The 23,319-nt window shown below is 58.8% G+C and carries 22 protein-coding genes; 13 read left to right on the forward strand and 9 right to left on the reverse strand.

Annotation, left to right across the window (positions count from 1 at the left end; all coding sequences use genetic code 11):
- The coding region (locus AC5E6N_RS06855) for an ABC transporter permease (RefSeq protein WP_491747116.1) at positions 1-1,040 on the reverse strand (1,040 nt) is incomplete at its 3' end.
- Complete coding sequence (locus AC5E6N_RS06860) at positions 1,037-2,572, reverse strand: ABC transporter ATP-binding protein (protein ID WP_491747117.1); 1,536 nt, start codon at positions 2,570-2,572, stop codon at positions 1,037-1,039. The genes AC5E6N_RS06860 and AC5E6N_RS06855, both read right to left, overlap by 4 nt.
- A 155-nt stretch (positions 2,573-2,727) precedes the next feature.
- Here AC5E6N_RS06860 and AC5E6N_RS06865 point away from each other — a divergent pair, with 155 nt between their 5' ends.
- From AC5E6N_RS06865 to AC5E6N_RS06885, 5 genes are read left to right on the forward strand one after another with little or no spacing between them, the layout of a single operon-like run.
- Positions 2,728-3,900 (forward strand): iron-containing alcohol dehydrogenase, encoded by a 1,173-nt coding sequence (locus AC5E6N_RS06865; RefSeq protein WP_491747118.1) that lies wholly within the window; start codon positions 2,728-2,730, stop codon positions 3,898-3,900.
- A 4-nt stretch (positions 3,901-3,904) separates the two neighbouring features.
- Positions 3,905-4,339, forward strand: a complete 435-nt coding sequence (locus AC5E6N_RS06870) for an acyl-CoA thioesterase (RefSeq protein WP_491747119.1) — start codon at positions 3,905-3,907, stop codon at positions 4,337-4,339.
- Positions 4,336-4,551 (forward strand): SlyX family protein, encoded by a 216-nt coding sequence (locus tag AC5E6N_RS06875; protein WP_491747120.1) that lies wholly within the window; start codon positions 4,336-4,338, stop codon positions 4,549-4,551. The genes AC5E6N_RS06870 and AC5E6N_RS06875 overlap by 4 nt, the downstream gene beginning before the upstream one ends.
- Before the next feature lie 24 nt (positions 4,552-4,575).
- Positions 4,576-5,688: a pyridoxal phosphate-dependent aminotransferase gene (locus tag AC5E6N_RS06880; protein WP_491747121.1), complete on the forward strand. Its 1,113-nt coding sequence runs from the start codon at positions 4,576-4,578 to the stop codon at positions 5,686-5,688.
- Positions 5,689-5,705: 17 nt separating this feature from the next.
- Positions 5,706-6,788 (forward strand): aminopeptidase, encoded by a 1,083-nt coding sequence (locus tag AC5E6N_RS06885; RefSeq protein WP_491747122.1) that lies wholly within the window; start codon positions 5,706-5,708, stop codon positions 6,786-6,788.
- 150 nt (positions 6,789-6,938) lie between these two features.
- Here AC5E6N_RS06885 and AC5E6N_RS06890 read toward each other — a convergent pair whose 3' ends face one another.
- Both AC5E6N_RS06890 and AC5E6N_RS06895 read right to left on the reverse strand, forming a co-directional pair.
- Positions 6,939-7,169 (reverse strand): hypothetical protein, encoded by a 231-nt coding sequence (locus AC5E6N_RS06890; RefSeq protein ID WP_491688049.1) that lies wholly within the window; start codon positions 7,167-7,169, stop codon positions 6,939-6,941.
- A gap of 291 nt (positions 7,170-7,460) precedes the next feature.
- Complete coding sequence (locus AC5E6N_RS06895; RefSeq protein ID WP_491747123.1) at positions 7,461-7,844, reverse strand: VOC family protein; 384 nt, start codon at positions 7,842-7,844, stop codon at positions 7,461-7,463.
- A gap of 129 nt (positions 7,845-7,973) precedes the next feature.
- Here AC5E6N_RS06895 and AC5E6N_RS06900 point away from each other — a divergent pair, with 129 nt between their 5' ends.
- Genes AC5E6N_RS06900 through AC5E6N_RS06910 form a run of 3 tightly spaced genes read left to right on the forward strand, consistent with a single transcriptional unit; the run spans position 7,974 to position 10,450 of the window.
- Positions 7,974-8,795 carry an AAC(3) family N-acetyltransferase gene (locus tag AC5E6N_RS06900; protein WP_491747124.1) on the forward strand — a complete coding sequence of 274 codons (822 nt, stop codon included), beginning with the start codon at positions 7,974-7,976 and terminating at the stop codon, positions 8,793-8,795.
- On the forward strand, positions 8,773-9,729 hold the full coding sequence (locus AC5E6N_RS06905) for an ROK family protein (RefSeq protein ID WP_491747125.1): 957 nt from the start codon (positions 8,773-8,775) through the stop codon (positions 9,727-9,729). Before AC5E6N_RS06900 ends, AC5E6N_RS06905 begins: the two co-directional genes overlap by 23 nt.
- 7 nt (positions 9,730-9,736) lie before the next feature.
- Entirely contained in the window at positions 9,737-10,450 is a 714-nt protein-coding gene (locus tag AC5E6N_RS06910) for a copper homeostasis protein CutC (protein ID WP_491747126.1), read from the forward strand.
- Positions 10,451-10,482: 32 nt separating this feature from the next.
- On the opposite strand, the gene AC5E6N_RS06915 is transcribed toward AC5E6N_RS06910, so the two are convergent.
- Together AC5E6N_RS06915 and AC5E6N_RS06920 are read right to left on the reverse strand one after the other, a co-directional pair.
- A complete protein-coding gene (locus tag AC5E6N_RS06915) occupies positions 10,483-11,409 on the reverse strand; it encodes a FecR family protein (protein WP_491747127.1) in 927 nt (308 codons plus the stop codon).
- A gap of 57 nt (positions 11,410-11,466) precedes the next feature.
- Positions 11,467-12,768 (reverse strand): tetratricopeptide repeat protein, encoded by a 1,302-nt coding sequence (locus tag AC5E6N_RS06920; protein ID WP_491747128.1) that lies wholly within the window; start codon positions 12,766-12,768, stop codon positions 11,467-11,469.
- Between the two features lie 122 nt (positions 12,769-12,890).
- Here AC5E6N_RS06920 and AC5E6N_RS06925 point away from each other — a divergent pair, with 122 nt between their 5' ends.
- The gene (locus AC5E6N_RS06925) at positions 12,891-15,104 is read left to right on the forward strand and encodes a CHASE2 domain-containing protein (RefSeq protein WP_491747129.1); all 2,214 of its coding nucleotides are present in this window, start codon (positions 12,891-12,893) and stop codon (positions 15,102-15,104) included.
- Positions 15,105-15,163: 59 nt separating this feature from the next.
- On the opposite strand, the gene AC5E6N_RS06930 is transcribed toward AC5E6N_RS06925, so the two are convergent.
- The 3 genes from AC5E6N_RS06930 to AC5E6N_RS06940 all read right to left on the reverse strand — a co-directional run bounded on the left by AC5E6N_RS06930 (position 15,164) and on the right by AC5E6N_RS06940 (position 18,875).
- Positions 15,164-16,867, reverse strand: a complete 1,704-nt coding sequence (locus AC5E6N_RS06930) for an ABC transporter ATP-binding protein (protein ID WP_491747130.1) — start codon at positions 16,865-16,867, stop codon at positions 15,164-15,166.
- Positions 16,868-17,136: 269 nt separating this feature from the next.
- The gene (locus AC5E6N_RS06935; RefSeq protein WP_491747131.1) at positions 17,137-18,162 is read right to left on the reverse strand and encodes a glycosyltransferase; all 1,026 of its coding nucleotides are present in this window, start codon (positions 18,160-18,162) and stop codon (positions 17,137-17,139) included.
- 56 nt (positions 18,163-18,218) lie between these two features.
- Positions 18,219-18,875: a glycine-rich domain-containing protein gene (locus AC5E6N_RS06940; RefSeq protein ID WP_491747132.1), complete on the reverse strand. Its 657-nt coding sequence runs from the start codon at positions 18,873-18,875 to the stop codon at positions 18,219-18,221.
- Between the two features lie 187 nt (positions 18,876-19,062).
- Here AC5E6N_RS06940 and AC5E6N_RS06945 point away from each other — a divergent pair, with 187 nt between their 5' ends.
- The 4 genes from AC5E6N_RS06945 to AC5E6N_RS06960 are packed head-to-tail and all read left to right on the forward strand — an operon-like array spanning position 19,063 to position 23,245.
- Complete coding sequence (locus AC5E6N_RS06945; RefSeq protein WP_491747137.1) at positions 19,063-19,431, forward strand: lasso peptide biosynthesis B2 protein; 369 nt, start codon at positions 19,063-19,065, stop codon at positions 19,429-19,431.
- Entirely contained in the window at positions 19,355-21,082 is a 1,728-nt protein-coding gene (locus AC5E6N_RS06950) for an asparagine synthase-related protein (protein WP_491747133.1), read from the forward strand. Before AC5E6N_RS06945 ends, AC5E6N_RS06950 begins: the two co-directional genes overlap by 77 nt.
- Entirely contained in the window at positions 21,075-22,766 is a 1,692-nt protein-coding gene (locus tag AC5E6N_RS06955) for an ABC transporter ATP-binding protein (protein ID WP_491747134.1), read from the forward strand. Before AC5E6N_RS06950 ends, AC5E6N_RS06955 begins: the two co-directional genes overlap by 8 nt.
- A gap of 35 nt (positions 22,767-22,801) precedes the next feature.
- Positions 22,802-23,245 carry a carbohydrate kinase family protein gene (locus AC5E6N_RS06960; RefSeq protein ID WP_491747138.1) on the forward strand — a complete coding sequence of 148 codons (444 nt, stop codon included), beginning with the start codon at positions 22,802-22,804 and terminating at the stop codon, positions 23,243-23,245.
- The last annotated feature ends 74 nt before the right edge of the window (positions 23,246-23,319 follow it).

Genomic DNA, 23,319 nt, shown 5'->3' on the forward strand with positions numbered 1-23,319 from the left:
CCGGCGAAGAGAATAACGAGGCCCTGGATGATGGTGATCATGTCACGGGATATCTGCGGCATCTCGAAGGCTATTTCCGCGCCGCCCTGATAGAGAACGCCGAAGAGGATGGCGGCCGGAATGATGCCGACCGGATGGGAGCGGCCCATGAGCGCAACGGCGATGCCGACAAAGCCGGCGCCCGCGACAAAATCAAGCTGCAGCCGGTGCTGATCGCCCATGATCGGGTTAAGCGCCATCATGCCGGCAAGCGCTCCCGAAATCAGCATGGTGATAATGATGATGCGGGCTTCCTTGATACCGGCATAGCGCGCCGCCGTCGGGCTGGCGCCCATGGTGCGAATCTCGTAACCGAGGCGCGTGCGCCAGATCAGCAGCCAGACGAGGAAAGCCGCAATCAGGGCGATGATAAAGGTCAGGTTGAACGGAGCGCCGCCGATATCGAGCCCGAAGATGCCGAGCAGCCAGTCGAGCCTCGGGATATGGGATCCCGGCTCGAATGTTTCGGTTTGCGGCGCCATCGACCCGGCGGGCTTGAGCACCTCGACAAGCATATAGACCATCAGGCTGGCAGCGATGAAATTGAACATGATCGTGGTGATCACCACGTGGCTGCCGCGTTTGGCCTGAAGGTATCCGGGAATGAAGGCCCAGGCCGCGCCGAATACGGCGCCGGCGGCGATCGCGAATGGAAGGGTCAGGAACCAGGGGAATATGCCGTCGAGAGCAAGGGCGACGATGGCAACTCCAAGGCCGCCGATATAAGCTTGGCCCTCGCCGCCGATATTGAAAAGGCCGCAGTGGAAGGCGACGGCCACCGCAAGCCCCGTGAAGATGAAATTGGTTGCGTAATAAAGCGTGAAACCCAGGCCCTCGCCGTAGCCGAACGCCCCCTGTACGAGAAGTGTCGCGGCCCGGATGGGGCTTTCGCCGACAAGCAGGACCACAAGACCTGCGACAAGAAAGGCCACCACCAGATTGATCAGCGGAATGAGGCCGTATTCGACCCAAAGCGGCAGCTTCGCGTAGGGAACACTCATTGTGCCGCCTCCTGTTCTCCTTCAACGCCGGCCATGAGCAGCCCGAGTTCGCCCTCGGTCGCCTCCGGCGTGCGCTCGCCGACGATGCGGCCGGCGAACATCACCAGAATGCGGTCGGACAGGGAGCGTATCTCGTCAAGTTCCACCGAAACCAGAAGCACGGCCTTGCCGGCATCGCGCATCTCGATGATGCGCTTGTGGATGAACTCGATGGCGCCGACATCGACACCGCGTGTCGGCTGGCCGATGACGAGCACCGACGGGTCGCGCTCCATCTCGCGCGCCAGAACGATCTTCTGCTGGTTGCCGCCGGAGAAATTCGCCGTCTTCAGCCGCACATCCGGCGGCCGGATATCGTATCTCTCGGCGCTCGCGGCCGCGTGTTTGCGGATGGCGTCGAGATTGAGCATCGGGCCGTTCAGATATTCGCTGTCATAGTGATAGCCGAGGATGGCGTTTTCGTTTTCCTCGAAGCTGAGAACGAGGCCCATATGGTGGCGGTCCTCCGGCACATGGGCGAGGCCGCGTTTTCTGAGCTCCTGCGGATCGGCCGCGCCGGTCACCTCGACGGGACCGCCGTTGAGGAGTACGGTGCCGCTTTCCGCGACCCGGATCCCGGTGATCGCCTGCAGAAGTTCCGACTGACCGTTGCCGGCAACGCCCGCTATGCCGACGATCTCACCGGCGCGCACGTCGAAGGAGACATCGTCAACCATGGTCACGCCGCGGTTGTCCTTGACCGTCAGGCCCTTCACCGACAGCCCGACATCCTTCGGATGCGCGCCGCCCTTCTCGACGCGGAGCAGCACGCGGCGGCCGACCATGAGCTCGGCAAGCTCTTCCACCGAGGTTTCGGCCGTTTTGCGCGTCGCCACCATCTCGCCGCGGCGCATGACCGACACCTCGTCCGTGATCGCCATGATCTCGCGCAGCTTGTGGGTGATGAGGATGATCGTCTTGCCCTGATCGCGCAGCTGTTCAAGGATGCGGAAAAGGTGATCGGCCTCGGCGGGCGTCAGCACGCCGGTCGGCTCGTCGAGGATCAGAATGTCCGCGCCGCGATAGAGCGCCTTGAGAATCTCGACACGCTGCTGCAGGCCGACCGGCAGTTCCTCGATCACCGCATCGGGATCGACCTCGAGCGCGTATTCGTCTTCCAGACGCTTGAGTTCGGCGCGGGCATTGACGATGCCGCGGTTGAGGATGGCGTTTTCCTCGGCGCCGAGCATGACATTTTCAAGCACGGTGAAATTGTCGACCAGCATGAAGTGCTGGTGGACCATGCCGATGCCGGCGGCGATGGCCGTATTCGGGTCGCGGATCGTCAGCTTTGCGCCGTTGACGCATATGTCGCCGCTGTCGGCCTGATAAAAGCCGTAGAGGATCGACATCAGGGTCGATTTACCGGCACCGTTCTCCCCGATGATACCGTGGATCGTTCCCCTGTGGACCTCCAGATTGATGTTTCTGTTGGCATGAACCGCGCCGAAACTCTTGTCGATGCCCCTCAGTTCGATTGCAAGATCGCTCATGCGGTGTCCGTTTTTTATCAATTGATTTAACGGATAACTCTATTCGCCCACCCTGCCGGAAACCAGCCCAAAGCCCTATTTTTAGCATGACGCGTTGTTTAAGCGTCCGCAACGTGTTGATAAGGTGTGAACCGGTCACATGCCTCGGAGGAACAATGACGGCTTTCGCCTTTCACACCACGCCGCAATTTGTCGTGCGCCCCGGATCGTCAAGCGAGCTGGCGCAGATCGCGGGCCAAAAGCTCGGAAAGACGGTGCTTCTCATTACCGATCGGGGCATCCGCGCCGCCGGGCTGGATGTCTCCGCGATGCGCTCGCTCGAGGCGGCCGGCCATGAGGTGACCGTCTTCGACGATGTGGAGGCCGATCCGAGCCTTGCGACACTGATGAACGCCGTCGAGGCGGCGCGCGCCTGTTCGGCCACCGGGGTGGTGGCCCTGGGCGGCGGCTCGTCGCTCGACGTCGCCAAGCTGACGGCACTGATCGCCGGATCCGGCGAGGATATCGACGAGGCCTGGGGGGTCGGGAACGCAAAGGGCCCCAGACTGCCGCTGGTGCTGATACCGACGACGGCCGGCACCGGCTCGGAGGCGACGCCGGTTTCGATCATCACGGTGGACGGCGAAGAAAAGCGCGGCGTGTCCTCACCGGTCATTTTACCGGACACGGCCATTCTCGACGCCGAACTGACGGTCAGTCTTCCCGCGCCGGCCACCGCGGCGACCGGCATCGACGCCATGGTGCACGCCATCGAGGCCTACGCCTCGAAGAACGTCAACAACAACCCGATGTCGCGCATGCTGGCGGTGGAGGCGCTGCAATTGCTGGGCGCGCACATAAAAACAGCCGTCTCGAAACCGGACGATCTGGAGGCGCGCAGCGCCATGCTGCTCGGCTCCACCCTCGCCGGCATGGCGTTCGCCAATTCACCGGTGGCGGCGGTGCACGCGCTCGCCTATCCGATCGGCGGGACGTTCCACATCCCGCACGGTCTGTCCAATGCCCTCGTCCTGCCGCAGGTGCTGCGCTTCAATGCGGCAGAGACCGAAAACGGCTCCTACCGGCTCTATGCCGCGCTGGCGCCGCACGTCTTCGGCGATCTGGACGACGGCGCGGGCGCGCGGGCGCAATGTGCCGCCTTCATCGACCGGCTGGCGCAGCTCTCCGCCGATCTCGGCCTGCCGCAAAGACTGCGCGATGTCGGCATCGGCGAGGACGCCCTGCCGAAAATGGCCTCGGACGCGATGAAGCAGACGCGCCTCCTCGTCAACAATCCGCGCGAGGTCAGCGAAGCCGATGCGCTTGCCATCTACCGTGCCGCCTGGTGACGCGATGACAAGACCATCACCTCTCAGCCGCGAGACCTTCAAGGTTTTCAGACCGCTGCAGACCCGTTGGGCCGACAACGACATTTACGGCCATATGAACAATGTCGTGCACTACGCACTGTTCGACACGGCGATCAACGGATGGCTGATCGACAGGGGACTGCTCGATCCCGTTCGGGGCGAAACAATCGGCCTCGTCGTGGAGACTGGCTGCCACTATTTCGCGGAACTGGCCTTCCCGGACCTGATCGACTCGGGGATCGGCGTGGAACGCATCGGCAGGTCCTCGGTCGTCTACCGTATCGGCCTCTTTCGCGACGAGGATTCGACGGCGGCGGCGCAGGGCCGCTTCGTGCATGTCTATGTCGACCGCAAGGGCAGGCGTCCGAAACCGCTTGATCCGCATTGGCGAGAGACACTGGAGGGCGCGCTGATATGACGGGCAGCGATGGCGACGAACGGATCGCACGGCTGGAGGAGCATATCGCTCACCAGACGCGGACCATCGAAGAACTCTCCGCGGAGATGGAAAAACAATGGTCGGTCGTTGACCGGCTGGAAAGAAAACAGGAAAAACTGATCGAGCGGCTGCTTGCGCTGGAAGAGAGCACGGCGGAGGAAACGCCCGTTACAAGACCGCCGCATTACTGACGCTCCAGCCGACGAAAACGACCGATGACCGAATTCTCCCGTTTCACCCCGCTTGTCCAGTCGCTGCCGGCGACGGTCCCCTTTGTCGGGCCCGAAACACAGGAAAGGCAGGCCGGAAAGACGTTTCGCGCCCGCATCGGGGCAAATGAAAACGGCTTCGGCCCGGCGCCGTCCGTCAAGCGCGCCATCCGCGAGGGTGCGGACGACATCTGGAAATACTGCGATCCGGAAAACCACGATTTGCGCGAGGCGCTCGGCGCGCATCTCGGCATTCCGGTGGACCGCATCGCCATCGGTGAGGGCATTGACGGGCTGCTCGGCTACGTGGCGCGCCAGGTCGTCAGCCCGGGAACGCCGGTCGTCACATCGCTCGGCGCCTATCCGACGTTCAACTATCACGTTGCCGGTTTCGGCGGGCGGCTTGTCACGGTTCCGTACCGGGACGACCGGGAAGACCTCGACGCGCTCCTGGCGGCGGTGCGGCGGGAAAACGCGCCGCTGGTCTATCTTGCCAATCCGGACAATCCGATGGGCACCTGGCACGGGGCGCAGGATATCGCCGCCTTCGCGGATGCGCTGCCGCAAGACACGCTGCTGGTGCTCGACGAGGCCTATGGCGAGATGGCGCCGACCGATGCGTTGCCGACAATCGAACGGCTCGCCGACAGGCCGAACATCCTGCGCCTGCGGACCTTCTCCAAGGGTTACGGGCTTGCCGGGCTGCGCTGCGGCTACGCCATCGGCAGTCAGGGAACGATCACGTCCTTCAAGAAGGTCTGCAACCATTTCGGCGTCAACAGGATGGCGCAAATGGCGGCGCTCGCCGCGGTGAAGGATCAGGACTATCTCCGCTCGGTCTGCGAGCGGATCGAGGCGGCCCGCCAGCGCCTTTACCGGATCGCACGCGCCAACGGCCTTGAACCGCTGGAATCGGCGGCCAATTTTGTCGCGATCGATTGCGGCCGGGACGGCACTCATACCACCAGGCTGCTGAACGCACTGATGGAGCGCGGGGTGTTTGTGCGCAAGCCCGGCATTGCACCGCTCGACCGCTGCATCCGCATCAGTGTCGGTCCCGACCACGATCTCGACATATTCGAGGAAGAGCTTGGCGCTGCGCTGGCGGCCGTTGCCTAGAGAAAATCTGGTTTAAATTGGATCATCTGACCGAAACAGAGGGACGCACCTATTGTCTGCCTGTCATCATGGCAGGCCTGCTTTTCGCCCTGCAGGGCTGCGCCGGCATCTCCTATGTCAACGCGTCCTTGAGCGGGCATCTTGAACTCGTCTCCTCCGCCCGGCCGGTCGACCGGCTCCTGGCCGATGAAACGGCACCTGAACAACTCAGGGAGCAATTGGCGCTTGCAAGCGAAATCCGGCAGTTCGCGGTCGATGAGCTGGGCCTGCCGGACAACAGGAGCTATCGCAGCTATGTGGATACCGAGCGGGAGTTCGTGACCTGGGCGGTGTTTGCCGCGCCTGAGTTTTCCCTCCAGGTCAAGACCTGGTGTTTTCCGGTCACCGGATGCGTGCCTTATCGCGGCTATTTCTCGAACGAGGCGGCCGTCGCATTCGCGCGCGGCCTCAATGCGGAGGGCTTCGACGTCTATATCGGCGGCGTGCCGGCCTATTCGACGCTGGGCTGGTTCAACGACCCGCTGCTCAACACGATGTTCCTTCGGGGCGAGCCCTATCTCGCCGGCGTCGTCTTTCATGAACTGTCGCATCAACGCATCTACGCGGCGGGCGATGCGGAATTCAACGAGGCCTTCGCCGTCTCCGTCGAACAGACCGGGACGGAAGCATGGCTCAGCCATCGCGGCGAGACCGACGCCCTGCGGCGCTACCGCATATCGCTTGCCCGCGAAAAGGATTTCCTGGCGCTGATTGCCGAAACCAGGGCCGATCTCCTGCGCGTCTATGCCGGCCCGGGAAGCGACGCGGAAAAGCGGGCCGGCAAGAAAGCGGCCATCGCAACGCTGCGCACGCGCTACCGCCGGCTCAAGGCGCGCAAGTGGAACGGCTATGACGGTTACGATGGCTGGATCAATTCACCCATCAACAATGCCAAGCTGGCGACGGTCTCGGTCTATAACGACCTGGTGCCGCAATTCCTGCATCTGTTGAAACTCTGTTCCGGCGACTATCCGCGTTATTATCGCTCGGTCCAGCGCATCGCGAGGCTCGGCAAGGCGGAACGGCGGGACGCGTTGCGCGATCAGGACAGGTGTCTCTAGCTCGACGCACCGGAACGACCAAGTTCCTGTACAATGCACTGAATGGAAAGCTGGTGTTCCAACGCCAGTTCCAACACAAGATCGATGCGAAATGGCCGCCGCCCTCGCTCCTGCGGGGCCGTGCCATATTGGCGGAATGACCCCGCTCGTTCAGACCTGCGGGCCTTCCGCGACCTCCAGGGCCTCTTCCCAGGAATGGCCGGCGGCCATGATGCAGGTGACGCCTGTCGTGGTGGTCATCAGGATCGTCCAGGTTCCCTTTTTCGAGGTATAGACCTCAAACATCGCTTTGCCGGACGATGAAAGCCCCAGTGCCCGGGGGACTTCCTTGTATTTATCGCTCAATGTCTTGAGCAGGGATGTACGGTCGCCGCATGCCATTCCCGCTGCCTGGACCTGAGTCGACGAACCGAGAAGCGCTACAGCGAAAGTACAACTCAGTATTTTTGTTGCTGTATTAATTTTAATTCTGTGCATGATCTTACCTTTCTCAGCAAAGTAGCTGTCTGACGAGAGATTTATTCATGCACATGCGTCAGAAGCACTTGGGTAATGAACCAATAGATATGTGGCTCATGTGACAACTCCGGAACCAGATTGAGAATCAGTGTGCGCCTGATTGGTTAACAGAAGCTTAACTGTGTCTTCACGATGGTATTCAGGGTCAGCCGGTCATCCCCGCGACGCGTGGCAGACCGCCTGAAGCTTGTTGCCGTCAGGATCGCGCACATAGGCGCCGTAATAGTTGGGGTGATAATGCGGGCGAAGACCGGGCGCGCCCTCATCGCTGCCGCCATTGGCAAGCGCCGCGGCATGGAGGGCGTCGACGGCCGCCCTGCTGGCGGCGAGAAAGGCGACATGCGTGCCGTTGCCGCAGGTGGCCGGCGCTCCGTCAAAGGCCGGACCGATGAAGATCTTCGGCCCCGTCGGCTCACCCCAGGCCATGCCTTCCTCGTGCTCGAGAAACACCGGCAGTTCCAGCGTCGCGGCAATGGCCTGCCAGAAGGGCCTGGCCCTTTCCCAGTCGTTCGTTCCAAGGGTGACGTGGCTGAACATTATCCCTGTACTCCCGTGTTAATGTCGGGAACGCTATCTTATCTCCGATCCGATGTCTGCCGGCATTGCGGACGCGAACCTCATCTCGCTCCAGTTCAGGGCCGGTCATCAACAGCAAGGAGGCGCCAGTTGCCGACGGACAAACAGACCCTGACGCATCAACTCAACCACCTCGGCCTCAATGACTGCTGCCTCCTGATGGTGCATGCGAGCATGCGGGCGGTCGGACCGGTCGAGGGCGGTGCAACGGGGTTGATCGACGCGATCCTGGCAGCGATGGGGCCGGGCGGCACGCTGGTGCAGCCGCTCGGCGCGGATGACGGCGCGCCGTTCGACAAGGATGTCACTCCAACCGAAGGCGATCTCGGCGTGTTTGCGGAAATCTTCAGGACGCGGGCCGGCACGAAGGTGAACGACCATGCGGCGGCGCGCTTCGGCGCCGTCGGGCCGCTGGCGGACGAAATCCTGGAGCCGATGCCGCTGCATCACTATTACGACGAGGGATCGCCGCTTTCACGCTTTGTGCGAGCGGGTGGCCGGGTGCTGCGGCTTGGCGCCGATATCGATACGGTGACCGCAACGCATTACGCCGAATATCTGGCCGATGTCCCGGACAAGCGGCATGTCAGCCGCCGCTACGAGCGGGCCGATACGGGCGAACAGCGGATCGACAGCCTCGACGATGTGGACGGGATCGCGGTCTGGGGCGGCGGCGATTACTTCCCGCATATCCTCATCGATTTTCTCAAAACCGGGGCCGTGCGAACCGGTCCGGTCGGCGGCTGCCGGGCCGAACTCTTTCGCGCCGGCGATTTCGTGCCCTTCGCGGTGCGGTGGAGGGACACCAATCTCGGCGGCATGCCGGGCAAGCGAGTGGTGATTAGATTGGAACATTTGATGGCGGAGAACAAAAGTGAATGGGCCGGGCATGGCACGACATTTCTGCCTTGATATCGGCGGCACCTACATCAAGCTGGCGAGCGGAGACGACACCGGGCTGGGCAAGGCCGACATGGTGGCAACGCCGACGGGGCGGACAGCCTTCATGGAAAGAACCGTCGACCTCGTTGTCTCCGCCGGCATTGCCCCGCAGGACCGGCTCGGCGTTTCCATCGCCGGAAGCATCGATTCAGGCTCGGGGTCCGTGGACGCCGCGCAATTGCCGCAGCTTGCGGGGACGGATTTTGCATCTGAACTGGCAAGGCAGGTCGGCAAGCGTATCGGCGCGGCCTTGCAGCATCGCGTCAGCGTCGAAAACGACGCCAATTGTTTTGCGCTTGCCGAGGCCCATTTCGGCGCCGGCCGCGGTTTCGACAATGTCTTTGCGATTATCCTCGGCACCGGCGTCGGCGGTGGGCAGGTCTGTCGCGGGGACCTGGTACGGGGTTTCGGCGGCACGCAAGGCGAATGGGGACACGGGCCGTTCGTGCAGAAGCAGGACCCCTTGAGCGACGGATATATTCCGCAATTTACCTGCGGATGCGGCCTGACCGGCTGCATCGACACGGTCGGCGGAGCCCGGGGACTGGAATCCATCCATGCCGCCGCCGGCAACGCACGCATCGACAGCAAGGCAATCGTTGCCGGCTGGCTGGACGGCGAAAAATCCTGCGGCGCGACCATATCCTCCTATGTCGGGGTGCTGTCGGATGCCCTCGCCATCGCCGCAAACATCACCGGAGCCGAGATCATTCCGGTCGGCGGCGGTTTGTCGAATGCCGAGGAATTGCTGACCGCCATCGACGGAGAAGTACAACGTAAGGTGTTGAAACAGCGACCGGGACGTCTGGTGGTCAAGGGCCAGACAGGTCACAATGGCGGCTTGTGGGGCATGCATGCGCAATTGATGAGAGAGGGACAAGCGGGTGAGGAAAGTCGGCATTGAGATATGCGTGGACAGCCTTGCTTCCCTGAAAACCGCGGAGGCGGGGGATATTGACCGCATCGAACTGTGCGCGGCGCTTGACGTCGGCGGGATCACGCCAAGCACCGGTTTCATGCTCGCAGCTGCCGGGGTCCGGACCCCGACCTATGCGATGATCAGGCCGCGTGCGGGCGACTTTGCCTTCACGGACAAAGAGGTCGATCTGATGATCGAGGATATCCGCGCCTGCCGGGAGATCGGTCTTGCCGGTGTCGTTGTCGGCGCCGCGGTCGACGGCTGGCTGGATGAAGCCGCGCTTGGAGCGCTTGTCCATTCCGCCGACGGGCTTGGCGTCACGCTCAACCGCGCCTTCGATCTCGTCGACGATCCGCTGCTTGCCATCGACATTGCCATCGATCTCGGCATCGAGCGCATCCTGACATCCGGCGGCGCCCGGACAGCGCTGGAGGGCGCCGAGGCCATACATCGCTATGTCGAGCATGCGGACGGACGCCTCTCGATCATGGCCGGCGGCGGTATCGATGCGGACAATGCCGCGCAGATTGTCGGGCAAACGGGTGTCAGGGAAATCCACGGCTCGTTCAGCGCGGTCGGCGGGGCCTTGCCGGAAAAAGTCACCACGCTGGGCTTTGCGCTTGCCGGCACCGCAAAGGCGGCAAATCAAACAAATATCCAAGCCGTGCGGCAGGCCGTCGACAATTTGTCCTTTGGCCCGCGCTGAACGAGGCGACCCTGGAGCGAGATGAGATTATTTCAGTTTAGATCATAGCAGACTTCGTTGCGACAGGGTTTGTCAATGATCTCTTCTTCCGGGAACTGATTGTCGAACAGTTCGTCGCCGAACAGATCGTTGAGGGGCGGGAAATCGCCGCCGGGAAGGTTGAACGCGCCCTGTCCCGAAAGGCCCTCTGCGGATTCGGTATCGCCCCGGAAGGCCGGGCCGTTGGGCAGGCTGCGCAGGTAGAAATCAAAATATTCCAGGATCGCATCCGTTATCTTGATCGGACCGACGGGCGGCTGTCCGGGTCCGGGAACAAAGACGGCATGGTTGGGCGAGGAAATCGTCTTCGAGCCGGCGCCGTTTCCGACCCTGATAATACCGTTGTTGGAGAGCGCGTTGGTGTTGCGTCCGGGACCGCGCAGGACCACCAGAAGCGCTCTGCCGGAATCGACGCTGTCGGTCGAAAATCCCAGCAGTTCGGCAAGCTTGATCGCATCTTCGCCGACCACGCCTTCAAACATCGTCCCGCGAATGCCGATCGTCGCCGACGGCGTTTCGATATTGGCCTTTGTCGGATTGGCCTTGCCGATCCGGCCGCTCATGAAGCGGAAAGCGCCCTTTAGGACCTTTCCGCTCATCTCGCCGGCCTTGCGATCGGGATCGTAGACAAAGCGGTCGATGACCATCTCGCAATTTTCACCGACGGTGAAAACCGATTCGTCGAGCAGCAGGATCTGCAGCGCGCTTTGCTGCTTGGTCAGAACCTCGTCCTGCAGCAGGATGCTTTCATCGACCCTTGCGCGGCGCTGATCGGTGGCCGCGCCGCTCCGGACGAAGACATTGCCCCTGACGGCGGCGCTGACGCCGATCCTGGCTTCGGCATTGGCTTCCGCCACCCAAAGCAGCGGTCCGGCCATCACGGCGGCAAGGCTTATGGTCAGAAATGTGCGGGCATTCATGGAATTGCTCCGTCTCCGTTTGTTCGCCGCGGTCATATCAGGCGGCGCGGGCCCGCTCTATTTCGCGAACCGTTTGATCAGCATAATGTCGGCGGAAACGCTGTCGGCGTCAAAATTCGGAATATTGGAGTTCTGGTCCAGATAGTTGACACCGACCTGCAGATTGACATTGGACGTCACGTCCGAGCCGGTAATGCGCGCTTTCTCAAGCAGCAGATCCAGCGGCACGCCATAGGCCAGACGCGTCTTGAACAGCTTGTCCTCGCGGGTCACGGTCGCCGAGTAGTTGGGATCGGGCTGCTCGTAATCCTGCCAGCGATAGGAGGCCACTGCCAGAATGTACTGGCCCCGCCCGAAGAGCAAAAGACCACTCGCCGCGAGCTCCAGCGCGTCATAGCTGTAACTGTCGTTGCGGGCGTCCTTGAACGAGCCGCTTACCCGTGCCGTGATCCTGCTCTTCTCGGTCGGGCGCACGGTCACGCCGCCCGTTGCCTCGGCCAGCCATCCGTTGCGCGCGCTGCCGACCGAATCGGTCGACACAACCTGGTAGTTCTGGAAGATGCCCTTACCGCCGGCGAAAACCGTCAATTGCGGATTGACGGCATATTTCGCCAGGGCGCCGCCGCCATAATCGTTGCGGTAATTCTGTCCGTCGAGCCACAGCGTGTCGAACGTGCCATAGGGTGTGATCTGCAGGTCCTCAAAGAAGAATGCCGCGCCGGCCTTCACCCCGCCGGTAATGTAATCGGCCTCATCGACCTTGAACTGCTCATTGAGGTTGGTGGCGGTCTGAACGAAGAGGAAATTGCCGCCGCCGCCGGGGATGTCGTGCTCGATCCGTGCCGTCGCGCCGGCCAGAAACGCGCCGTCGACCCGCTGATCGGTGTCGAGCGGATTGCCGTTCAGATCATTGTCGGCGTTGGTCGTCAGGTCCGGATTGCTGTCGACCCGAAAACCCGTGGCGACACGCCCGGACAGGCGCGTGGACCTGGACCGGGCGGTCGCAAGCGCGAGATATCTGTTCACCTCCCGGCTTTGCGAGGGGCTGAGCGGCCGCTCCGAAAGGATCGTCAGTTCCCGTTTCGCCCCCGCCATATCATCCAGCCGGTAGAGCACCAGCGCGTAAAACAGGCGCGCCGTATCCCAATTGGGCTGAAGCAGCAGCAGCCGCTCCAGGGCCGCTGACGCCTGCTCGAGATCGCCCTTTATCACCTGCTGTTGCGCATAGAGATAGTTGAGCTCGAGATCGTCAGGATTGGCGAGAATCTGGTCATAGGTCACGTCGTCCGCCGCCGCTGTCATGCCGGCCGCGATCAACAAAACCGTAGACAAAACAAAATTCTTCAATAGTTTCAGCATGCCCCCACTCAACATGCGCCTGGCGAGTAAATATAGTAGGACAATTTCAGCGCATTTGTAAATGAATTGCTTGTTTCACTCGTTTAAATTCTGTTGCGGCAAATATAAATAAGAGGCAAAACTTGTATTTCTGGAAAAGCCGCTCCCCAAAACTGATGACCTCCTATGCCGGGTTGATGTCGCTTATCCTGCTGTTTGCGGCGGCTTCCCTCGGCGCTCCGCTGTTCGACCGCCTCTCTTCACTTGTATTTGACGAATATCAGCGGATCAACCCTCGCGAGCCGGCCGGCGCACCGCTGCTGATCATCGATATCGACGAAAAGTCGCTGGACGCGTTCGGCCAGTGGCCGTGGCCGCGGTCGCAGATCGCGCTGCTGGTCGACCGGCTGGGCGATCTCGGGGCCGCTGTGATCGCATTCGATATCGCCTTTGCGGAGGCGGACAGGACATCGCTCGGGCCAACGCTTGACGAGTTGCGCGCCGCGGGCGCGGAGATCGCCTTTCCGGGCGGTGCGCCCGAACTCGACAATGACGCGGTCTTCGCACGCACACTGGCGGCAAACCCGACGGTAACAGGTCTTGCGCTCACCAATGAGATCGAATCGGAACTGCCGGCGCCGAAGGCCGGGTTTGCGTTCGCGGGCCGCGATCCGACGGAAATCCTTCCGCCCTATCGGGGCGGCCTCTATAATCTGGCCCTATTCGATGACGCGGCGATCGGTCTCGGTTTCTTCAGTTTTCCGCCCGCTGTGGACGGGATCGTACGAAAAATCCCGCTCGTCGCCGCCGCCCATGGCAAGCTTTATCCGTCTTTGGGCATGGAGGCGCTGCGCGTCGCGCAGCAGGCGTCGAATTTCGTTGTGGTGAGCACCGGGGCAAGCGGCGAGGCGGAAGCCGGTGCGCCGGCCATTGTGAGCATGCGCGCCGGTGCGTTCGAGGCGCCGACGGACGGCGCCGGGCAGCTTTGGCTCTATTATTCCGGCCGTGTGTCCGACAATACGATGTCGGCAAGCGACATCCTCACCGATGCCGCCGACCTGCAGGCGCTGGAGGCACGCGTTGCCGGGCATATCGTCCTGATCGGCACCAGCGCGGTGGGACTGCGCGACCTTGTGGTCACACCCCTCGGCTCGGGCGTACCGGGCGTTGCCGTTCATGCCGAACTGATCGATCAGGTGCTGTCGGGGACGTTTCTGAGCCGGCCGGACTACATGCCCGGCCTTGAGTATTTTCTCGCCATCCTCGTCGCCGCGCTGCTGATATTCACCATCCGTCCGGGCCGGCCCTTTATGGGCGCATCGGTGGCAACACTCCTGTTCCTCTCCATCATCGCACTGTCCTGGTATCTGTTTTCCGGGCAGCACGTGCTGCTTGACCCGCTGCTGCCGTCGCTGGCGACCGTCCTTGTCTTTGTCGCCGTTACGATCGCTCAGTATCTGACCAGCGAGCGGGAGAAACGTTTCATCCGCAGCGCGTTCGGCCGCTACCTGTCGCCGGCCATGGTGAACCGGCTTTCGGTGGATCCGAAAACTCTCAAACTGGGCGGAGAACTGAAGGCTCTGACCCTGCTCTTCTGCGATATCAGAGGCTTCACCTCGCTGTCGGAAAATCTCGATCCGGAGGGCCTTACCCGCCTGCTCAACGACTTCCTGACACCGATGACCGATGAGCTCCTGCGGTCCGGCGCCACGATCGACAAATATATGGGCGATGCCATCATGGCATTCTGGAACGCGCCGCTCGAAGTGCCGGACCATCGCAGCGCGGCGCGCCGCGCGGCGCTGGCAATGGTGCGCCGGCTCGGTGAATTGAACAAGGAAACCGGTACGGCGATCCGGATCGGCATCGGGCTCAACACCGGGCCCTGCTGCGTCGGCAATCTCGGCTCGTCGCAACGCTTCAACTATTCGGCGATCGGAGACGCGGTCAACGTCGCGGCGCGGATAGAGAGCATTACAAAGAGCTATGGGCTTTCCGTGCTCCTGGCCGAATCGGTGCTTGATGAAAACAGCGCCGAGGAGAACGGACATGTCCTGCTGGAGATCGACAGCGTCCAGGTCGTCGGACGCGGCGAACCGCTGGTTCTCTATACGGTTTTCGAGGAGGCCGAGCTTGAAGGCATGAGCCGGCTCGAACTGGAGCGGGCGCAGAGCGCGTTTCTTTCGAGCTACCGCTCAGGCGATTTCGAATCGGCCTTCGTGCAGGCCAGGTCGCTTGAGGAATCGGCGCCCCCGGTCCTGCGCAGACTCTACGGGGTCTATGTGGCGCGGCTGTCCGAATTCGTCGCCGCACCGCCGCCCGACTGGACCGGCGTCTTCCGGTTCGACCAGAAATAGTGTCGCCGGGGTGAACAGTTGGAAAGCACGGGCGATCTGGAATGACCTACGGTTTAAACTCAACTAGCATCTGCCCCATCTATCACCGTCACGGTGTCGGCGATGTTAGCGACTGCTTCGTCGTGCGTTATGAGCAGAACGCAATAGCTTGGAACCAGTTCTTTGATAAGTTGCAGGATTTCTGCCTTTGTTGTCTGATCCAACGCCGAAGTCGCTTCATCGAAAATGAAAAGATCCGACCCGCGATAGATCGCCCGAGCGATAGCGAGCCTCTGCCTTTCTCCGCCAGAAAGCTTGAATCCGCGTTCTCCGATCTCTGTGTTAAAGCCTTCGGGAAGTCCCTGAATGAGTTTTGAAAGTTCAGCCTTTTTGACGGCCTTCCAAAGCAACTCTGTGTCTGGCTTATCAGTTAGTGCGATGTTGAAAGCAAGGCTTGCCTTGAACATCACCGCGTCCTGAGGAACAACGGAGGTCCTTCTCCTCAAATCAACGCCGTTAAGTTCGTTCAGGTTGATACCGTTGATCAAAACGCGTCCGCACGTCGGAACCAGCATCTTGATGATCATGCGAACTATAGTGGATTTTCCGCTGCCCGACTTTCCAACGAGGGCGGTACTCGTCCCCCGCCTTACCTCAAAGGAGACGTTTTTCGCAGCCCACCTTCCATCCCGATATTTGAAGCCGGCATCTTGAAGTTGGATCAGGTCTATGTCTCCTAACGGTTTCAGGTTCTCTTGCGCGTTTTCCGTTGTCTCTGCAAAAATTTCCAAATATCGCTTAACCGCCTCAATTGATTGCCGAGTTCCGCGGTAGGAGAAGCTGAAGTTCTCCATGGTACGGAACATCTGCAAAACACAGGTGTTTGTAAGGACAAGTGCTCCTATGGATATTCGGCCAACCGCAGCGTCGGCGACCGCAAGCCAAATGGCGAGACCAAATCCTGCAACCAATATTGCGACGAGCAGCACTCCGAAAAGACCGCGACTTGAATAAAAACGGACAAACGCTGAGTAGGCTGCGCCAAGCTTATTACGATAGTCGCTTGTGATAGTGTTTTCGACAGCCAGCGCTTTGATGCCTTCGGCATTCAGAATCGCATCGCCCGCAGCGCCCTGTGCGTCAATAGTCTTACCGAGAGCGACCTTCAGCCGCCGACTCACATATTCAGTCCCTACAACCAAAACGATCAGATAGATCAGGATGGATCCGAGCACAGTGACGGAGATTTCCAAATTTACAAACAGCAATAATACGATCGTTGTCAGAACCACGTCGAAAACAAGCGGCGACAGTTGAACGAACAGCATATTCGATATCGACTGTATGCCTGCCATGCCTTGGCCGACGATCGAATCCAGCCGCCCGATTGAGCGGTTGAGATGAAACTCCAACGGGAGAGACAACACATGCTGGAGGTAGACTTCGCGGATGCAGTTGAGAAATCTGTTTTCTGCCGGCTGATATATCAACCATCGCTGTTCTGATAGAAATTTGGAAAGTCCGAAAACGATCAGGGTGACCGCTTCCGATGCAGAGGCGCTCCCGAGTTCAAATTTGTCGATACCCCGAGCGAACAATATAGGGGAAACCGACAAAAGAGCACTGGCCAAAAAGGACAGCAACACGCTTGTGCCTAGCAATGTTGCAATTGTCCGGAATTCCTTTTGGCGGGCAATTGCCTTTACCAAATCGATTGCAGGTTGTTTCAGATCCGTAACGTGCTCCTTGGCGTCGTTAACCGACGGCTTCTGTTCGATGTTCATGGCATCCGTGTCCTTCAATGACATCAACGATGGGGTCGTATCGAAGAGCATTGACTTCCAAAGCCCGCGATAGGGCGCCGGCGTGATGACCGAGACAGTTTAGAAGTTCGGAGCTCTTCAACAAACGACTTATTTTCTCGGCTATCGTGGGAACGTCTTGCGGATCATCGACAAGCATCACGTTGATGCCATCTGATAGTTGGTCCCCAAAATAGACTTTACTGTAGATTTCCCTGCTCAACAGGAGAGGGCGCTTACAAGCCAGAACCTCACGGGGGGATTTGCGGTCCATGGAATTCGATAGGAAATCGATTCTCCAAAAAGGCCACAATGGAACAAGACCATATGAAGGAAGGAATCCGCCAGGGCGCAAGAGGTGGCAGAATGGTTACACGGCCCTTCAGAGCGGGTTTTTGATGCAGGCGGTGAAGCGTATGCTTGAACCGAGTTGGAGTTGCGCTCCAGATGCCGCGATAGGCAAAATCCACGCCCTTTTGCACCAAAAGATCCAAAGCATCGAGTAGATGATAAGTTCCCTTTACCTCGGCGATTTTGCCATATGTTCCAATAACCGGATCTTCGTTTGCCAAGCTTGCCCGGTTCCATTCGAGAAGAGCGCTTAGTGTTTCCGGATCCAATAGATACTGGGAAAACCACTCCTCGCTGCATGTAACCACAGTTTCCAGATCAAATTGTTCATGAGTGGCGTAAAAACTGTCGCAAAGGCGTCTGCCACGGCAACGGACGATAGCGTCTTCTCTTACACCGGCCGCATTCAAAATATCTTCGACCTGCTGGTTTCTTCCGGTGATAACCTGCGCCGCTTGGCAAAGAGCCCAATCGTAAAATGTATTGAGGCCGCCCAGATTCCGCATTCGGCCAATATCGCTCCCTGCATGACGCAAAATAACCGGGACATCGAGTAGTTGGCCGATAACCGAAGCAACCGCACCATAAGGTTCGAGATACCAGCCGACTATAGCGTCTGGCCGTTTCTGATCGACAACCTCCAAGCTTTCGCTCATCGGTTGGCTGAAGTAGGGCGGTGCCCATGGAATGTAGGATTGTTGCGGAACCTTTTGGACGTTCTTGAGGTTCAGACGACGATTGACATCCTGGAGCCTGTTTTCATCGCCTGGCAAAAACATCTGGCGAAAGCCAATCGGCATTGCATCCGCATTCGTCAAGACGTCAATGGAATGGCCGGCATTCGCAATATCTTGGCAGGCTAACCAAGTGGCGCGGGCCACTCCGCCTTGGATCGGCGGCAGTTTGCCCAACAACAGTACGTGCATGAAGCAACCTTCTACAACGTGACCCCGGGACCGAGATCCCGGGGTTCCAAGATGGATTATTCAGTGGATCGTGCAGCCAGTGCCGGTGCAGCCGTTGCACGCCGAACAGCCTTTGCATGCGGCATCCGCATGCAAAGGCTGTTCGGCCGTGGCCAGTAGTCCGTCGGGGCCGGTTCGCGATAGACTGTTTCGTAGTCGGCCAGGAACGCAAGGTAGTTGTCGAGCGTGTCCTCGGACATATTGCCATCGACTTCAGGAACGTGGTGTAGAAAATGTCCGGCGACCGCATCACAAAAGGCGGCGTATTCCCGCGTGAAAATCACGAAGGTGTGCCACAACTCGTCGATGGCGCCCGTCATTCCGTAATATTTCTGATGCTGAGATGCCGCAGACGCGAGCGAGAGGAAGCGGATCATTTCCCGCAAATGATCCTGGGCGATATCATCTGCAAATCCGTGTTCCTTCTGGTATCGCGCAACCACATGATCCAGATTGAATTCACTGGCAATTTGGGTGCGCTTTAGTACGTCCTCGGCGAAGTTCGGAATTGTCCCTGCAAATCCTTGTTCTTGTTCATTCTCCTGCGCGACCGCCCGGTTGCCGGAATAAGCGGTGCGCTTGTTGGTGACCGGTTCTGTGTCGTTCGTCTTTTCACCGGATGTCGGCTCATGCACGACATCAGTTGGTAATAAAATGCGGGCACGGCTCCACAAGATTGAAGTGCACCTTGATCTCGTTACGAATCGGTATTCAGGCATCGAGATTAAACCGCCGCAAATCGGCTTCGACGAGTTTCCCTCGATCCATCGAGATGCGTCCCTAGAGACCTTTGATGCGATCTGTTCCACAAGTATCGCAAGCGATGCAGCTTTGTATCCACGCTTTTGGGTGGCGACGACGATGGGGCGGATCGTGGGCCGGCGGTCAATCCGAAGCTTGGCATCCTGTGCGCGAACATGCGCTCATAAAATGGCTAGGAAACGAGCCGTAGCTCCCAAAAGGCTCGCACGGCGGATTGCGGCCTACCGTCGCCTCGCATTCTATCGACTAATACCAGCTAGTTGCATCCCAGATTCCTTGGGGTGCCTGTTCTTTCTGTCTGACCTCGGATGCCAGGCCAATCTCGTCATCGGTGTAAAGGACGATCCGTTCGAAGCGCACGCTTGGCTCGAAATCAATGGGGAGATGGTCAATGACACAATCCGTTCAACCTCCAAGTTCAAGCCAATCCTGCAAACCGCAACATGCGGTGACCTTCTTTCCATTTGACATAAACCACCTTTGGTCGGCGTCACGGCAGATCGATTTCAACAACTGTTCCATTTTGCAGATTGGCACTTTCGTTCGTTTCGCGCCGGAGTCCATTCGACACTTTGCGCTCAACATTCGCCACAAACGGGATGCACGACCAGAGATGCGAGCATTAACAGAAACGGTGTCTGGAGATGGCGCACTCATCGTGTCCACACCACTACATGTCTCAATAATCGTGCCTCCTTTCTCCGAGCTTGCGATTTTTACGTTCCAGAACGACCGAAACACCGTCCTTTTTGACAGCATTGAAGGCTTTTTGTCCTTTTCAGCGCAAAACAAGCTTCCGCTTGAAATTGACGCCGTTCGCATCGCACAGTATCTCGTCAGCGACCAAATCCACAATCGCAGGACGGCATTCCGCGATCTGAAAGAAGTCGAGCATGGATGCTCGATCACGGCCTTTCGCAATGATCCTGATCCGGCTCTTTTGAGATTCGATCATATGCCCGACATCGTCGCGCACCCGATCGACCCGTCAATCCAAAACAAAGATGCCATGGATGCGGTGCGCGGTTTGTTGAGGGAGGCGATCGAATGCAAAGCCAACACGGCAAACGCCGGAATCAGCCTCTCCGGCGGTTTCGACTCTTCCTTGGTCGCCGCCAGCTATGTGTCAGCGCATCCTAAAGCAACACTGTCGCTCTATCATCTTTACTCGTCTTCCAATGACGAACTCGTCGAAATAGCCTATGCCAACGCTGTGCGCGAACGCTTCGCACATAAGATCAAATGGCTCGATCTCGATCACGTGTCAGACCTGACACTGGAGCTGCCGAGATTGGCGATCGACTTCCGACCACCGTTTCTGTCGGGCTGGTACGAACGAAACCTGATGATTTATGAAGCCGCCAAGGCTGACAATATCGATATCTTGCTGAGCGGAGATGGTGGCGACGAACTCATGCTGCCAATAGACAATTATCCTCTCTCTCCAGAACTGATTGGCGAGGGCTTTCCTGTAATGCGCGCCATTACGGTCGAAGCAATTCTGAAGGAAGAATCAGCCTGGAAGGTCGTGTATGACTGGCTCAGCGGTCTATCAGCAAAATATATGAACAACTGGTTCAACAGCACGCGGGCAACCGGCTCCATGGTTCAATTTGTTTTACCCGTCCATGATGATGAGATCGATATTCTTGAAAACCTCCATTTGTATGGTGATATGTCCTTGTCGCAATTGTTTCAATATGTTGCCTTACGAGACGCTCGCTATAGTACAATAGCTGCTTCCGTCGGTGTTTGCGAGCGACGGCCCTTTTTGTACTGGCCCCTTGTGCGATATTGCTTATCCTGCCCGCGATCGGTAATGATATATGGCGGTCAAGAGCGTGGTTTGTTCCGTCACGCCTTCACCGACATCTTGCCGCGCTCAATCACAAATCGCATGTTGAAAGCTGGCGACTCTGATGTGTCATCCTTCTTCGATTTTGAGATCTTAATGAAGCGCATATGTGCCTCCCCTCGCTTGGACCCGTATCTCGATAAAGAACGGATGCTGACAATCGACATTGATCGCATGGACTTTGATCAAGCCGTCTTCCTGATGCGATGTGCAACAGTTGACGCCTATCTCGATTTGATCAGTGCAAGAGCGGAACATGTTTAGGGTCGATCCAGTCGATCGCGACTCCATTGCTACCATCTTCCAAGCCGCTTCCCCACGTCATGTAGCATCGGCGGCACTGATCGTGCTGTTGGGCACAATCGTCAATGTCGGTGCGCCAGTGGTTTTCGGTTGGCTGATCGATGGCCTTGAGTCTGGCAACCTGATCTTTCCAGCCGTCCTGTTTGCACTCTACGCCCTTGCCTTCGCTCTCAGCCGGTTTCTTGCCGATGTCAGCCTTAAAGTCGTGGAACTCATTGAACTGGACGTCATCTTCCATGCCGGCACGCGGCTCTTTGATGCGCTGCTGCGAAAAAAGGCGTCACTAACACACCACTACCAGTCCGGTTTCATGGTCGAATCGGTCAAGAACATGCAGGATTCCTACGGAATCTATGTGTTCCTGGTCTTCATGACGCTCGTGCCGCCACTGATCGAAGCCGTGGTTTCAGCGTTCGTTGTTGCGACGGTGATCGATTGGCAGACCGGACTGCTTGTCCTCTCCTATGCCGGCGTCATTGTCGTGCTGACATACATGTCGAACCATCACGTTAAGGACAAACAGGAGAAGGCAATCGAAAGCCTGGCAGAAAGCGCTGAAGTCTTGGGTGATGTCGTTGGATCATTCCAAGTTGTCAAAGCTGCACAGGCCGGTCCTTGGTACTCCAAACTCTATCGGGCACGGCGCCAGACAGCACGGCAAGCATTCCGTGAGTTTCACCGAATCCGTTTGAGGTTCGCTTTTGGACGTACGGTCGCCTTGGCGGTGCAACTCGTGATCATGTTCTTTTTCTCCATCCGCCTCTACCAAAGCGGCGAGATCACGGTCGGCGAAATTGTTATTTTCAACGGTCTCATCTTACAGCTGAACCGGCCTGCTGAACTAATTGCTGGATCAATTGAGGACTTGCTGACCGCGCGACAGCTGCAAGCAGGTTACAAAACCATTCTGGATTATCCTGAACTCCAAGCCCTTGTCACCAACGACGAAGAACAGATCGCCCTGCAGCAGGCACGGAGCGACGAAAGCGTTGTCTGGCTCGACAAAGTGTCGTTTGCGTATGACCCTGAGAAGCCGGTGTTTGTGAACCTGTCAGCATCGTTTGATCTTGGGCGCATCAACTTCATTGTCGGTCCAAGCGGCAGCGGCAAGACAACGATTTTGCGACTGCTGCTGCGTTTTCAAGAAGACTATGAAGGCATGATCCGGCTCGCCGGCCGTGACATCCGAACCTATGACGAATCCGAGCTTTACTCGTTGATCGGCTATGTTCCACAAAGCCCCGACATAGTGGCCGGCACTTTAGCAGACAACGTTACTCTCGGTCGCGACGTATGTGACAAGGATATCCTCGATGCACTTGAAAAAGTGGGTTTGGCCGCAACGCTAACCCGATTGGATGAGGGAATACACACACCGGTCGGCCGTCGCGGTGTAGTCTTGTCCGGCGGCGAAATGCAACGGGTTGCCATTGCACGCGCTATTCTACAAAAGCCGCTCGTCCTACTTCTTGATGAACCCAGCTCCGCCCTCGATCAAGACACGGAGCGTAACATCTTTCAAAGCTTGCGAGAGCTGGGCAACGACCTAGCAATCATTGCAGTCACCCATAGAACCTGGATGGTCAGCGATGATGATCTGGTCGTAGATGTATCGCGATTTCTGCCAGTGAAGCAGCTGAACTGAGCTTTATCGCTCATCCAACTGAGTTCGATCTCATCCTGGCGAATGAAGAGACGATGGCGCTCGTCGAACCCCTGCTTGAGCACATTGACTATTTTGTGCCCTCGATCGAGGAAGCAAGCGCCATGGCGGGACAAAGCGAGCCGGGCGCGGTCGCCGCATGGTTCCGGGAAAAGGGCGTCGGGAACGTCGTGCTCACGCTGGAAGGCGACGGCGTTTTTGTGCTGCCGAGAGAGGGGGACGCATTTCAACTGCCGGCGCACCGGATCGACGTCGTCGACACAACGGGATGCGGCGACAGCTTCACCGCCGGGATCATTACCGGTGTCTCCAGGGGCTGGTCCCTTCACGACAGCGCCCGGTTTGCAAACACGGTTGCCGCACATGTCGCATGCGGACTTGGAAGCCAGGGTATTCTGAAGGATTTCGACGCCACAGTGAAAGCCATGAACGACTGGCCGTTAAAGGAGCTGAAGCCATGATCACCGGAGCGTCGCGGGGCATCGGGGCCGCGCTGGCACAGGGTCTGGCGGACGCAGGCGCGAATATCGTCATT

The organism is Hoeflea sp., from assembly GCF_984452065.1.

Excerpts from the sequence above, each read along its gene's own strand:
- AC5E6N_RS06860 (WP_491747117.1), bottom strand. The coding sequence starts at position 2,572 with ATGAGCGATCTTGCAATCGAACTGAGGGGCATCGACAAGAGTTTCGGC.
- AC5E6N_RS06865 (WP_491747118.1), top strand. The coding sequence starts at position 2,728 with ATGACGGCTTTCGCCTTTCACACCACGCCGCAATTTGTCGTGCGCCCC.
- AC5E6N_RS06870 (WP_491747119.1), top strand. The coding sequence starts at position 3,905 with ATGACAAGACCATCACCTCTCAGCCGCGAGACCTTCAAGGTTTTCAGA.
- AC5E6N_RS06875 (WP_491747120.1), top strand. The coding sequence starts at position 4,336 with ATGACGGGCAGCGATGGCGACGAACGGATCGCACGGCTGGAGGAGCAT.
- AC5E6N_RS06880 (WP_491747121.1), top strand. The coding sequence starts at position 4,576 with ATGACCGAATTCTCCCGTTTCACCCCGCTTGTCCAGTCGCTGCCGGCG.
- AC5E6N_RS06890 (WP_491688049.1), bottom strand. The coding sequence starts at position 7,169 with ATGGCATGCGGCGACCGTACATCCCTGCTCAAGACATTGAGCGATAAA.
- AC5E6N_RS06895 (WP_491747123.1), bottom strand. The coding sequence starts at position 7,844 with ATGTTCAGCCACGTCACCCTTGGAACGAACGACTGGGAAAGGGCCAGG.
- AC5E6N_RS06905 (WP_491747125.1), top strand. The coding sequence starts at position 8,773 with ATGGCACGACATTTCTGCCTTGATATCGGCGGCACCTACATCAAGCTG.
- AC5E6N_RS06915 (WP_491747127.1), bottom strand. The coding sequence starts at position 11,409 with ATGAATGCCCGCACATTTCTGACCATAAGCCTTGCCGCCGTGATGGCC.
- AC5E6N_RS06920 (WP_491747128.1), bottom strand. The coding sequence starts at position 12,768 with ATGCTGAAACTATTGAAGAATTTTGTTTTGTCTACGGTTTTGTTGATC.
- AC5E6N_RS06930 (WP_491747130.1), bottom strand. The coding sequence starts at position 16,867 with ATGAACATCGAACAGAAGCCGTCGGTTAACGACGCCAAGGAGCACGTT.
- AC5E6N_RS06935 (WP_491747131.1), bottom strand. The coding sequence starts at position 18,162 with ATGCACGTACTGTTGTTGGGCAAACTGCCGCCGATCCAAGGCGGAGTG.
- AC5E6N_RS06945 (WP_491747137.1), top strand. The coding sequence starts at position 19,063 with ATGGGGCGGATCGTGGGCCGGCGGTCAATCCGAAGCTTGGCATCCTGT.
- AC5E6N_RS06950 (WP_491747133.1), top strand. The coding sequence starts at position 19,355 with ATGACACAATCCGTTCAACCTCCAAGTTCAAGCCAATCCTGCAAACCG.
- AC5E6N_RS06955 (WP_491747134.1), top strand. The coding sequence starts at position 21,075 with ATGTTTAGGGTCGATCCAGTCGATCGCGACTCCATTGCTACCATCTTC.